Origin of the sequence: Conexibacter arvalis (genome assembly GCF_014199525.1) — a bacterium.
Taxonomy (GTDB): domain Bacteria; phylum Actinomycetota; class Thermoleophilia; order Solirubrobacterales; family Solirubrobacteraceae; genus Conexibacter; species Conexibacter arvalis.
In genome coordinates, this window is sequence record NZ_JACHNU010000001.1 from 1,802,029 (window position 1) to 1,814,799 (window position 12,771).

General features: G+C 74.6%; 10 protein-coding genes. 5 read left to right on the forward strand and 5 right to left on the reverse strand.

Features of this window, described 5'->3' with window-relative positions; translation table 11 throughout:
- Genes BDZ31_RS08400 through BDZ31_RS08420 form a run of 5 tightly spaced genes read left to right on the forward strand, consistent with a single transcriptional unit; the run spans position 1 to position 6,788 of the window.
- Positions 1-885, forward strand: coding sequence for an ABC transporter permease (locus BDZ31_RS08400; RefSeq protein WP_183340830.1), 885 nt, complete (start codon positions 1-3; stop codon positions 883-885).
- A complete protein-coding gene (locus tag BDZ31_RS08405) occupies positions 882-2,540 on the forward strand; it encodes a dipeptide ABC transporter ATP-binding protein (RefSeq protein ID WP_183340832.1) in 1,659 nt (552 codons plus the stop codon). Before BDZ31_RS08400 ends, BDZ31_RS08405 begins: the two co-directional genes overlap by 4 nt.
- Complete coding sequence (locus BDZ31_RS08410; RefSeq protein ID WP_183340835.1) at positions 2,537-4,624, forward strand: hydantoinase/oxoprolinase family protein; 2,088 nt, start codon at positions 2,537-2,539, stop codon at positions 4,622-4,624. Before BDZ31_RS08405 ends, BDZ31_RS08410 begins: the two co-directional genes overlap by 4 nt.
- Positions 4,621-6,441: a hydantoinase B/oxoprolinase family protein gene (locus BDZ31_RS08415; RefSeq protein ID WP_246344466.1), complete on the forward strand. Its 1,821-nt coding sequence runs from the start codon at positions 4,621-4,623 to the stop codon at positions 6,439-6,441. Before BDZ31_RS08410 ends, BDZ31_RS08415 begins: the two co-directional genes overlap by 4 nt.
- On the forward strand, positions 6,438-6,788 hold the full coding sequence (locus BDZ31_RS08420; RefSeq protein ID WP_183340836.1) for a cupin domain-containing protein: 351 nt from the start codon (positions 6,438-6,440) through the stop codon (positions 6,786-6,788). The genes BDZ31_RS08415 and BDZ31_RS08420 overlap by 4 nt, the downstream gene beginning before the upstream one ends.
- 66 nt (positions 6,789-6,854) lie before the next feature.
- Here BDZ31_RS08420 and BDZ31_RS08425 read toward each other — a convergent pair whose 3' ends face one another.
- The 5 genes from BDZ31_RS08425 to BDZ31_RS08445 form a co-directional block, all read right to left on the reverse strand.
- The gene (locus BDZ31_RS08425) at positions 6,855-7,643 is read right to left on the reverse strand and encodes a glucose 1-dehydrogenase (protein WP_183340838.1); all 789 of its coding nucleotides are present in this window, start codon (positions 7,641-7,643) and stop codon (positions 6,855-6,857) included.
- Positions 7,644-7,645: 2 nt separating this feature from the next.
- Positions 7,646-9,184 (reverse strand): FGGY-family carbohydrate kinase, encoded by a 1,539-nt coding sequence (locus BDZ31_RS08430; RefSeq protein WP_183340840.1) that lies wholly within the window; start codon positions 9,182-9,184, stop codon positions 7,646-7,648.
- Positions 9,177-10,727: a sugar ABC transporter ATP-binding protein gene (locus tag BDZ31_RS08435; protein ID WP_183340842.1), complete on the reverse strand. Its 1,551-nt coding sequence runs from the start codon at positions 10,725-10,727 to the stop codon at positions 9,177-9,179. The genes BDZ31_RS08430 and BDZ31_RS08435 overlap by 8 nt, the downstream gene beginning before the upstream one ends.
- Positions 10,724-11,698, reverse strand: a complete 975-nt coding sequence (locus BDZ31_RS08440; RefSeq protein WP_183340844.1) for a substrate-binding domain-containing protein — start codon at positions 11,696-11,698, stop codon at positions 10,724-10,726. Before BDZ31_RS08440 ends, BDZ31_RS08435 begins: the two co-directional genes overlap by 4 nt.
- An 80-nt stretch (positions 11,699-11,778) precedes the next feature.
- Positions 11,779-12,771, reverse strand: coding sequence for an ABC transporter permease subunit (locus BDZ31_RS08445; protein ID WP_183340846.1), 993 nt, complete (start codon positions 12,769-12,771; stop codon positions 11,779-11,781).

Below are 12,771 nucleotides of genomic sequence, written 5' to 3' on the forward strand. Positions count from 1 at the left end.
ATGAGCCTCCGAGAGCTGCTCACCGTCCTGCGCGGCGACCGCGCGCTCGCCGCCGGCGTCGTGATCGTCGCGATCTCGCTGCTGCTGGCCGCGATCGGTCCGTGGATCGTCCCGTTCGACCCCGAGCGGGCGACCGGCGAGGTGCTGCTGGCGCCGTCGCTCGAGCACCCGTTCGGCACCGACGCCTCCGGGATCGACGTCTTCTCCCGCGTCGTCGCCGGCTTCCGCGCCGACGTGACGATCGCGATCGTCGCCGTCGCGCTGTCGCTCGCGGGCGGCGTCGTGCTCGGCGCGCTCGCCGGCTTCGACTTCCGCTCGCCGTGGGCGGGGCGCGGACGGTGGACGATCCTGCGCCTCGCCGACATGGTGCAGGCGCTGCCCGTCTTCATCCTCGCGCTCGCGCTCGTCGGCATGACCGGCCCGAGCGTGCGCAACGTGATCGTCGCGATCGCCTTCGTCAACCTGCCGATCTTCCTGCGGCTGACGCGCGGCGCCGTGCTGGTCACCCAGCGCGAGGCGTACGTCGACGCCGCGCGCGTGATGGGGCTCCCGTCGCGCGTGACGCTGCGGCGGCACGTGCTGCCGAACTCGATGGAGCCGGTGATCGCGAACGCGTCGATCACCGTCGGCTTCGCGGTGCTGCTGACCGCCGGCCTGTCGTTCCTCGGCGCCGGCGTGCGCCCGCCGACGCCGGAGTGGGGCGCGACGATCGCCTCCGGCTCCAGAAACCTCGTGACCGGGGAGTGGTGGATCAGCGTCCTGCCCGGTCTCGTGCTGTCCGTCGTCGTGCTCGGCTTCGCGCTGCTCGGCGAGGGGCTGCGGCGGCGGTGGAGCCCCGCCGACCGCACCGCCGGCGACCCCCGACTGCAGGCAGGGCCGAGATGAACCCCATCCTCTCCATCGACGGGCTCGAGGTCGAGTTCCCCGGCGCGGCCGGCCATCGTGCCGTGCGCGGCGTCTCGATCGACGTGGCGGAGGGCGAGCTGGTCGGGATCGTCGGCGAGTCCGGCAGCGGCAAGAGCATGACGCTCTCCGCCTGCCTTGGGCTGGTGCCGCCGCCCGGCCGCGTCGCCGGCGGCTCGATCAGGCTGCAGGGCGAGGAGCTGGTCGGCCGCTCCGAGCAGGAGCTGCGCCGCATCCGCGGCAGCCGCATCAGCATGGTGCTGCAGGATCCGATGACGTCGCTGCACCCGTCGATCCCGGTCGGCAAGCAGCTCGTCAACGTCGTGCGCGACCACGCCGAGGTCGATCGCGACGCGGCCGCCGCGCGGGTCGTGGAGGCGCTCGAGATGGTCGGCGTGCCGAGGGCGGCGGAGCGCCTGTCGGCCTATCCCCACCAGCTCTCGGGCGGCCTGCGCCAGCGCGTGATGATCGCCGCGGCGATCGTCAACCGCCCGCGGGTCCTGCTCGCCGACGAGCCGACGACGGCGCTCGACGTGACCGTGCAGGCGCAGATCCTGCGCCTGCTGCGCGAGCTCAACCGCGACGCCGGCATCACGGTCGTGCTCGTCACGCACAACTTCGGCGTCGTCGCCGGCCTCTGCGACCGGACCGTCGTGATGCGCGGCGGCACGGTGCTCGAGGACGGGCCGACCGAGCGCGTCTTCCGCGCGCCGGAGCACGCGTACACGCAGGCGCTGCTCGACGCCGTGCCGCGGATCGACGTCGTCCCGGAGCGGGCGACGCGGCCGCCGGCGCCGGTCGGGGAACCGATCCTGGAGGCGAGCGGGCTGACGCGCTCGTTCCGCTCGACCCAGCTGTTCGGCGCCCGCACGACCGTCGACGCGATGCGCGACGTCTCGCTCGACGTGCGGCGCGGCGAGACGCTCGGCCTCGTCGGCGAGTCCGGCGCCGGCAAGACGACGCTCGCGCGCACGCTCGTGCGGCTGCAGGAGCCGACCTCCGGCACGCTGCTGTTCGACGGGCGGGACGTGACGCACGCCTCCGACAAGGCGCTGCGCGACTTCCGCCGCCGGGTCCAGATGATCTTCCAGGACCCGTACTCGTCGCTGGACCCGCGTTGGACCGTCGAGCGGATCGTCGCCGAGCCGCTGCTGTTCCACGGCCTGCGCGACCGCGGCGCCGCGCCGGGCCGCGTCGCCGAGCTGCTCGAGCTGGTGGGGCTGTCGCCGAGGCTGCGCGACCGGCTTCCCCGCCAGCTCTCCGGCGGCGAGCGCCAGCGCGTCGCGATCGCCCGTGCGCTCGCGGTCGAGCCCGACGTCGTCGTCGCCGACGAGCCGGTCTCGGCGCTCGACGTCTCGATCCAGGCGCAGATCGTGACGCTGTTCGACGAGCTGCAGCGCTCGCTGAACCTGACGCTCGTGCTCGTCGCGCACGACCTTGGGCTCGTGCGCGCGATGTGCGACCGCGTCGCGGTGATGCGCGCCGGCGAGCTGGTCGAGCTGTCGGCGACCGAGGCGCTGTTCGCCGCCCCTGCCCACCCCTACACGCGCACGCTGCTCGACTCGGTCCCGGTGCCCGATCCGCAGCTGGCGCGAACCGTCCACGCAACGCCGCAAGGAAGCGAGGAGCGCGCATGAGCGTCCGCATCGCCGTCGACACCGGCGGCACGTTCACCGACGTCGTCGTCACCGACGAATCCGGCGAGGTCTGGGCGGCGAAGGCCTCCACGACCCCGGACGACGTCTTCGACGGCGTCGGCGCCGCGATCGAGCGGGCCGCCGCCCAGGCGGGCCTCGGGCTCGACGAGCTGCTCGCCCGCTGCGGGGTGCTGAGCTACGCGACGACGCACGCGACCAACGCGATCCTGCTGCGCCGCACGGCGCGCACGGCGTTCGTCACGACGTGGGGCCACCCGGACGTGCTCGTGCTGAAGGAGGGCGGCAAGTTCGGGCCGTTCGACTTCTCGCGCGACCACCCCGAGCCGTACGTGCCGCGGGCGCTGACCTTCGAGGTGAGGGAGCGGATCGGGGCGGGCGGCGAGGTCGTCGAGCCGCTCGACGAGCGGGACGCCGTGCGCGTGATCGGCGAGCTGGAGCGGGCGGGGGTCGAGGCGGTCGGCGTCTGCTTCCTGTGGGCGCACGTTCACCCCGCGCACGAGCGCCGCTTCGCCGAGCTGCTCGCGGAGCGGCTGCCGGATGTGGCGGTCAGCGTCTCGCATGCGGTGGTGCCGACGATCCGCGAGTACCGCCGCGCGAGCGCGACCTGCATCGACGCGTCGCTCAAGCCGCTGATGACGCGCCATTTCGAGAGCGTCGAGCGGCGGCTGCTGGAGCGCGGCTTCGGCGGCGATTTCCTCGTCGTGACGTCGACCGGCGGCGTCGTGCCGGCGGCGGAGGTGATCCGCCGGCCGCTGCTGGTCGTCAGCTCGGGGCCGTCGATCGCGCCGGTCGGCGCCGAGGCGGCTGCGCGGGAGGCGGGGGTCGACGACGCCGACCTCGTCGTCGGCGACATGGGCGGGACGACCTTCGACATCTCGCTCGTGCGCGACGGCGAGGCGCAGTTCGCGCGCGAGACGTGGCTCGGCGACCAGTTCACCGGCGACATCACGGGACTGGCGTCGGTCGCGGTCGAGAGCATCGGCTACGGCGGCGGCAGCATCGCGTGGATCGACGACGGCGGGATGCTGCGGGTCGGCCCGGCGAGCGCGGGCGCGGCGCCCGGACCGGCCTGCTACGGGCGCGGCGGGAGCGACCCGACCTTCACCGACGCCGCGGTCGTCTGCGGCCTGCTCGACCCGGACGCCTTCCTCGGCGGTCAGATGCGGCTCGACGCCGGTGCGGCGCATGCGGCGGTCGCGCGCGGCGTCGCCGAGCCGCTGGGCCTGACCGCGGAGGAGGCGGCGGCCGCGATCGTCGAGGTCGCGGTCGACGGGATGGCCGAGCGGATCCGCGAGCTGACGGCGCGCGACGGGCTCGACCTCGCCGACGCGGTCTTCGTCGCCGGCGGCGGCGCGAGCGCGCTGTGCGCCGGGGCGATCGGCCAGCGGCTCGGCTGCAGGTCGGTGCTCGTGCCGCGGCTGGCGCCGGTGCTGAGCGCGGCCGGCGGGCTCTGCTCCGACGTGCTGATGGAGTTCGCGGCGAGCCATCCGACGGCGACCGACGCCTTCGACTTCGACGGCGTCACCGGCGTGCTCGACGGGCTCGACGGCGAGATGGAGCGGTTCCTGCGACGGCTCGGCGCCGACGACGAGCGCGGCAGCCGGCAGTTCATCGCCGAGGCGCGCTACCGCCACCAGGTGTGGGAGCTGGAGCTGGCGCTCGCCGGCGGCGGGCCGCGCGCGGCGGAGGACCTGCCGGAGCTGGAGGAGTCGTTCCATCGCGTCCACGAGCGCGCGTTCGGCGTGCGCGACCCCGGACAGGTGGTGGAGGTGCTGTATTGGCGCGGCCGCGCCCGCGCGGCGCTCGACCGCCCGGCGCCGTCGCCGCTGGCCGCGCGGGAGACGGCCGCCGGCACGCCATCGTCGGCGTGGTTCGCCGACGCGGGGCTGGTCGAGACGACGCGCTTCGACGGCGAGCGGCTGGCCGCCGACGCCGTGATCGACGGCGCCGCGGTCGTCGACCTGCCGCACACGACGCTGGTCGTGCCGCCCGGGCTGCGCGCCCGCCGGACGGCGCTCGGCCACTTCGTGCTCACGTCCATGCAGCAGGAGGAGGCTCGATGACGAGCATGCCGGAGACGGCCGCGCGCCCGCAGGCGCTGCGGCTGGCGGTGCTGAGCAACCGCCTCGACGCGATCTGCCGCGAGATGACGAACACCCTGCAGAAGTCCGGGCGCTCGGCGGTGCTCAGCATGGGGCGCGACTTCTCGGTCGCGATCGTCACGGCCGGCCACGAGCTGCTGGCGGCGGCGGAGAGCCTGCCGGTCCACGTGCTGGGGATCGAGCTGCAGGCGCGGGCGATGGGGGAGCTCCATCCCGACCTGGCGTCCGGCGACGCCTTCCTGCACAACGATCCCTACCTCGGCAACTCCCACCACGCCGACCACACGATCCTCGTGCCGGTCTTCTGGGAGGGGCGCCACGTCTTCACCGTCTGCGCGAAGGCCCATCAGGCGGACGCGGGCAACGCGGTGCCGACGACCTACTTCCCGCAGGCGCGCGACGTCTACGAGGAGGGGGCGCTGAGCTTCCCGTGCGTGCGGATCCAGCGGGAGCGCCGCGACGTCGACGACATCGTGCGGATGTGCCGGCGGCGGATCCGCGTGCCGGAGCAGTGGTACGGCGACTACCTCGCGACGCTCGGGGCGGCGCGGATCGGCGAGCGGCGGCTGCTGGAGCTGCTCGAGCGCTTCGGCGGCGAGGAGGTGACGGGCTTCGCCGAGCAGTGGTTCGACTACAGCGAGGCGCGGATGCGCAACGCGGTCGCGCGGCTGCCGCGCCGCTCGCTGTCGGCGACGACGCGCCTGGATCCGTATCCGGGCCTGCCCGACGGCATCGAGCTGTCGGCCGCGATCGCGATCGAGCCGGAGGAGGGGACGGTGACGGTCGACCTGCGCGACAACCCCGACTGCGTCCCGGCCGGCCTGAACCTGACCGAGGCGACGAGCATCGCCGCGGCGGCGGCCGGCGTCTACAACTCGCTCGACCCCGACATCCCGCACAACTCGGGCTCGGCCCGCCGCATCAGGGTGCTGCTGCGGCGCGGCGCGGTCGTCGGGATCCCCGAGCACCCGACGAGCTGCTCGATGGCGACGACCCACGTCGCCGATCGGCTGGTGAACATGATCCAGTCGTCGCTGTCGCGGCTGGGGGAGGGGCACGGCCTGGCGCAGGGCGGGCTGGGGATGCCGCCGAGCATCGGCGTGATCTCCGGCCGCGACGGCCGCGGCGGCGGGGCGCCGTACGTCAACCAGGTGATGCTCGGCGCGACCGGGGGGCCGGCCGGCCCGCAGGCCGACGGCTGGGTGAACTACGTGCTGCCGGTCGTCGCCGGGCTCCAGTACCGCGACAGCGTCGAGATCGACGAGCAGAAGTACCCGCTGCGCGTCGACGAGCAGCGGCTGCTGGCCGACTCCGAGGGGGCAGGCCGCCGCCGCGGCGCGCCGGGCGCGCGGCTCGTCTACGGCCCGGTCGCCGACCCGATGACGGTCGTCTACTCGCTCGACGGACGCGTGAACCGGCCGGAGGGCGTGCGCGGCGGAGGCCCGGGAGGGGCGTCCGCGGTGGAGGTGCGCCGCGCGGGCGGCGGCCCCGAGCCGATCGAGCCGGTCGGGCGCGTGACGCTCGACCCCGGCGACCGCATCGTGGCGATCTCGTGCGGTGGCGGCGGCTACGGCGACCCGCGCGAGCGCGAGCCGGCGCGCGTGCTGCACGACGTGCGCGAGGGCTGGGTGACGCCCGCCCGAGCGCGCGCCGTCTACGGCGTCGCCGTCGCCGAGCGCGACGGCGAGCTGGTGCTGGACGCGCGCGAGACCGAGCTGCTGCGGCAGGGCCCGCCCGGGGCCGAGGCCGCGAACACCGACGAAAGGAAGCGGAGATGAGCATCCATCGCATGGAGTCCGAGGGCGTCGAGCTGAGGCTGGTCGGCAGAAAGCCGACGACGATCGCCGGCGACCCGGTCGAGTCGCTCGCCGAGCTCTACGACGACGGCCGGGTCAGCGTCGGCGTGTGGCAGTGCACCCCCGGCTCGTTCACGTCGTTCTGGGACGGCCGCTGCGAGTCGATCGTCATCCTCGCCGGCGACGGCACCCTGACCGAGGAGGACGGCACCGCCCACGAGCTCACGCCTGGCGCGATGTTCGTCATGCCCGCGGGCACGAGAGCGACCTGGGCGATCCGCGAGACGCTCGTGAAGTCCTACACGGTCACGCAGGTCGCGGCGAGCTGAGGCGCGCGGCGGTCGGCCGTGCCGGCGACGCCGGCACGGCCGGCCGTGGGCCGGGGCGGGCCGGCGTCAGGACATCACGAGCCCGCCGCAGACGTTGACGGTCTGCCCGGTGATGTAGGAGGCGTCGTCGCTGGCGAGGAAGGCGACGAGGCCGGCGACGTCCTCGGGCGTCCCGGCCCGTCTCATCGGGATGCCGTCGACCCACTCGGCCATCAGCTCGCCTCTGGCGTAGTCGCCGAGCAGGTCGCCCCACGCTCTGTCGGCGTACTCCCACATGTCGGAGCCGATGATGCCGGGGCAGAAGGCGTTGACGGTGATGCCGTCGGTGGCGAGCTCCTTCGCGAGGCTCTGCGTCATGCCCATCACGCCGAACTTGCTCGCGGCGTAGTGCGGCGTGTAGACGAAGCCGTCGCGGGCCTGTGCGGAGGCGCTGTTGACGATCCGCCCGCCGCCGCCCTGGCGCCGCATCAGCGCGGCCGCCTGCTGGCAGCAGAGGAACATGCCCTTCACGTTGACGTCGAGCGTCGCGTCCCACTCGTCCTCGCTCAGCCGCTCCAACGGCGAGATCCGCAGGATCCCCGCGTTCTGCACCGAGACGTCGAGGCGCCCGAAGCGCTCCTCGACGCGTGCGTAGAGCGCCTCGACCTGCGCCTTGTCGGTGACGTCGACGGCGACCCCGAGCGTCTCCCCGCCGAGCTCGGCCAGCTCGGCGGCGGTCTCCTCGACGCTCTCCAGGCGGTCGGCGACCGCGACGGAGCCGCCCTCGGCGGCGAACCGCCGCGCGATGCCGCGGCCGATGCCGCGGGCTCCGCCCGTGACGAGGACGATCTTGCCTTCGAACCGACGTGACTCCATCTTCACTGCACTCCGGGGGTCGTGATGAGCGAGGGGGCGGGGACGGGCAGGGGCTGCGAGCGCGAGAGCGAGACGGCATGGGCCCAGCGGGCGAGCTGCTCGGCGCGGCCGTCGGCGTCCAGCCGCGGCGGGATGTCGAGGACCGTCCGGTCGAGCGCCGCCAGCTCGTCGAGCGAGTCCCAGACGCCGACGGCGAGCCCGGCGAGGTACGCGGCGCCGAGCGCCGACAGGTGGGCCGCCGGCGGGCGGCGGATCACGAGGCCGCTGATGTCGGCCAGCAGCTGCATCAGCTCGACGTTGGCGCTGGCGCCGCCGTCGACGTAGCAGGTGTGCAGCGGGGCGCCGCCGCGCGCGAGCGCGGTCAGGACGTCGTTGACCTGGAAGGCGGTCGAGTCGACCGCCGCGCGCGCCAGCTCCCGTGGCCCGGTGCGGCGGCTGACGCCATGGATCACCGGCTGCGCGTCGGCGTCCCAGTACGGCGCGGTCAGCCCGCCGAACGCCGGCACGAGCGTCGTCGCGTCGCCGGGGTCGGCCTCGCGCGCGAGCTCCGCCACCCGCTCCGGGGCGTCGTCGAGCCCGAGCAGGGTGCGCACCCAGTCGACCGCCGAGCCGGTCGACAGCACGATCCCCTCGTGGCCGTAGGTCGGCGGCGCGTCCGCCAGCTGCCACGCGATCGTCGTCATCAGGCCGTCGGGCGCGGGGGAGAGCTCGCGCACCGTCGCCAGCACCGAGGTCCCGGTGCCCATCGTCGTCTTGACGGTCCCGGGCTCGAAGCCGCGGTGCCCGAACAGCGCGCCGTGCGAGTCGCCGATCGCCGCCGCGACCGGGATGCCGTCGGCGAGGCCGGCGACGCCGAGCGTCTCCCCGAGGCGCCCGCTCGACGGGCGCACGCGCGGAAGCGCCGCGCGCGGGATGCCGAAGCGCGCCAGCGCCTGCTCGTCCCAGTCGGCCAGCCGCAGGTTGAGCAGCTGGGTGCGGGAGGCGTTGCTGGCGTCGGTCGCGAACGTGCGCCCGCCCGTCAGCTTCCAGATCAGCCAGGCGTCGACCGTGCCGAGGCACAGCTCCCCGGCCGCGGCCCGCTCGCGGCCGTCGGGGATCGCGTCGAGCAGCCACGAGGCCTTGGAGGCCGAGAAGAGCGGCGAGACGGTCAGGCCGGTCCGCTCGCGCAGCCACCCCTCGGCGCCCTCGGCGACCAGCTCGCGGCAGAGCTCCGCGCCGCGGCGGCACTGCCAGCTGACGACCGGGCCCGCGGGGGCGCCCGTGCGGGCCTCCCAGACGGCGATCGACTCGCGCTGGTTGGTGATGCCGATCCCGGCCAGGCGGGCCGGCGCCAGCAGCTCGGCGGGCAGCTGCGCGATCACGTCGAGCACGCTGGCCCAGATCGCGTCGGCGTCCTGCTCGACCCATCCCGGCTGCGGAAAGCGGTCCGGGACCGGGCTGGAGGCCGACGCCACGACCTCGCCGGAGCGCTCGACGAGGATCGCCTTCGTGTTGCTGCTGCCCTGGTCGATCGCGAGGACCAGCGGACCGCGCTCAGGCATCGGCCGTCTCCTTCACGGCGGCGAGCGCCATCACGCGCTCGGGCGTCGCCTGCTCGCGCTCGAGCGTCCCGGTGCAGCGGCCGCGCGACATGACGAGCACCCGGTTCGCGAGGCCGAGCACCTCCTCCAGCTCCGACGAGACGACGATCACGCCGGCTCCCTCCTCCGTCAGTCTTCGGATGGCAGCGTAGATGGAAGGGCGCGCGCCCACGTCGACGCCGCGGGTCGGCTCGTCGAAGACCATCACCCGCGGCGCGCACGGCAGCCACTTCGCGATCACGGCCTTCTGCTGGTTGCCGCCCGACAGCGAGCCGACCGGCTGCCGCGGCTCCGCCTTGATCTGGAGCCGCTCGATCAGCTCGCGCGCGTTGTCGCGCAGCCGCCCCGACCGCAGGGCGCCGTGCCGGGTCAGGCGGTCGAGCGAGGGCAGCGCGACGTTGTCCTCCAGCGGCAGGTCGAGCAGCGCGCCCTGCGCCTTGCGATCCTCGGGGACGAGCACGACGCCGCGCTTGACGGCGGCGCGCGGGCTTCGCAGCGTCACCGGCCCGTCGGCCAGCTCGATCGTCCCCGCGTCGAGCCGGTCGGCGCCGCAGATCGCGCGCACGAGCTCCGTCCGGCCGGCCCCGACGAGACCGGCGATGCCGAGCACCTCGCCGGCCCGCAGCTCCAGCGAGACGTCCTCGAACGCACCGGAGCGCGTGAGCCCGCGCGCCCGCAGGACGATCTCCTCGCGCGGCGGCGCCGGCGCGGGGAAGCGGTTGCCGACCTCGCGGCCGACCATCGCGCGGATGACCTCGTCCACCGGCACGTCGCCGCGATCCCAGGCGGCGACGCGCCGGCCGTCGCGCAGCACGACGATGCGGTCGGCGACGCGCGCGATCTCCTCGAGCCGGTGGCTGATGTAGAGCATCCCGACGCCCTCGCGGCGCAGGCGGTCCATCTGCGCGAACAGCTGCGCGGTCTCCTCCTCGCCGAGCGGGGCGGTCGGCTCGTCGAGGATCAGGAAGCGCGAGTCGCGGTGCAGGGCCTTGGCGATCTCGACCTGCTGCTGCGCCGCGACCGACAGCTCGCGCACCGGCCGGTCGGGGTCGGTCGCGAGGCCGACCCGCTCCAGCTGGGCCGCCGCCTCGCGCCGCATGCGGGTGCGGTCGACACGGCCGCCGCGCATCGGCAGGTCGCCGACGAAGACGTTCTCGGCGATCGACAGCTCCGGCACCAGCCGCAGCTCCTGGTGGATCATCGCGACGCCGGCGCTCAGCGCATCGGCGGGTCGAGCGGGCACGTAGGGCTCCCCGCCGATGCGCATCGCGCCGGCATCCGGCGAGACGACGCCGGTGAGCACCTTCGAGAGCGTGCTCTTGCCGGCGCCGTTCTCGCCCAGCAGCGCCACGACCTCCCCCGGCGCGAGCGCGAGATCGACGCCCTCCAGCGCGCGGGCGCCGCCGTAGCTCTTGGTGATGCCGCGGCAGTCGAGCACGCCGTCCGCCGCCGCACCCGCGGGCGCGGCGGCGGACGGAGCGGTGGTCGTGGGCGCGCCGCTCATGGCTTCTGCGGCCCGTACGGCTGCTCGGCGATGTATCTGTCGACGTTCTCGCTGGTCGCGAGGAACGCCTCCTGCAGCTGCTCGGCGGGGATGCCGTCGGCTCTGCCCTCGATCGCGGCGATCGCGTTCTCGGCCGCGAGCCGGCCCATTCTGTAGGCCTGCTGGACCATCGTCGCGTCGAGGTCGCCGTTCTTGACTCCCTGCAGGCCCGCCGGCAGCCCGTCGAAGCCGACGATCACGAGTCTGTCGCGGACGCCCGCCTGCGAGGCGGCCTCGGCGGCGCCGAGCGCCATCGCGTCGCTGCGGCCGAAGAAGCCGCGCAGGTTCGGGTGCGCCTGCAGGATCGTCTGCGCCGCGCGGTGGCCTTGCTCCTGGTTCCAGTTGGCCGCCTGCTGGGCGACGACTCTGATGTCGGTGCCGGCGATGCCCGCGTCGAACCCTCTCTTGCGGTCGATCTCCGGCGTCGTGCCGACCTGGCCCTGGAGCACCGCGAGGTCGCCTCTGCCGTCGGTCGCTCTCGCGTACCACTCGCCGAGCGTTCTGGCCGCCGCGACGCTGTCGGACGCGATGAACGTCAGCACCTCGCCGCCGTCGGGCTTGCGGTCGACCGCGATCACCGGGATGTCGGCGTCGTTGGCCGCCTCGACGGGCACCGACGCGGCGGCCGCGCCGGCCGGCACGTAGACGATCGCGCCGACCTGCTTGGTGATGAAGCCCTGCACCTGGTCGACCTGGCGCTGGGCGTCGCCCTGCGCGTCCTCGACGCTGACGTCGTACCCGCGCTCTCTGCCGACCGCCTCGGCGCCGAGCCGGATCGCGTTGAAGAACGGCGCGCCGAGGTCGGCGACGGCGACGCCGATGCTTCTGTCGCCTCCGCCCGAGGCGCCGTCGTCGCCCGACGAGCCGCAGCCCGCGACCGTGAGCGCGCCGGCGACGGCGACCGCCGCCAGGAACGTCGACTTGATCCTCATCTGCTCCTCCTGTTTCGACGCGGCGCAAACCGTCGCCGCGCCATCTCTCCGTTGAACGACCGTGTGCGGGGGCGCGCCGCTCAGGCGCGGCGGCGCCCCAGCGTGTCCGACATGACCGCGACGGCGATCACCACGCCGATCACGACCTGCTGCAGGAAGGCGGTGACGTCGAGCAGCGTGAGCCCGTTGCGCAGCACGCCGATGATCAGGACGCCGATGAACGTCCCCAGCAGCGAGCCCCGCCCGCCGCTGAGGCTCGCCCCGCCGATCACGACCGCCGCGATCACGTCGAGCTCGAAGCCCTGCGCCGCGATCGGGGAGGCCGAGTTGAGCCGCGCCGTCAGCAGCACGCCCGCGACCGCCGCGAGCAGGCCCGCGAGCGTGTACACGCGCAGGCGTGCGGCGGTGATGTTGACGCCCGACAGGCGCGCGACCTCCTCGTTGCCGCCGATCGCGTACAGCGCGCGGCCGCCGGGCCGGAAGCGCAGGTACGCGGCGCCCGCGAGCAGCGTGCCGAGCAGCAGCAGGTGCGAGGCCGAGAATGGCCCGATCAGCTCGTCGGTCACCAGCCCCCGGAACCAGTCGGGGAAGTCGGCGATCGTCTCGCCGTTGGTCACGAGCAGCGCCAGGCCGCGCGCGACCGACAGCATCGCGAGCGTCGCGACGAACGCGGGCAGCCGCCCGAGCGTGATCAGCAGGCCGTTGACGAGGCCGGCCAGCGCGCCGGTGCCGAGCGCGGCGACGATCGCCAGCTCCATCGGCAGCCCCGAGCGCGCGAACAGGTAGCCGCAGACCATGCTCGCGAGCGCGAGGACGGAGCCGACCGACAGGTCGATGCCGCCGATCACGATCACGAGCGTCGCGCCGACGGCGACGATCCCCAGGCCGCTGACCTGGTCGAGCACCGCCGTCAGGTTGCGCTCGGTCATGAAGACCGGCGAGAGGAACGACAGCGCGACGATCAGCACGATCAGCGCGATCAGCGGGCCGCCGGCCGCGCCGACGCGCAGCGGCAGGCGTCTCAGCGCGTCGAGCGCGCCCGAGCGCGGCGTGGTGGTCGGATGCGCGGCCAC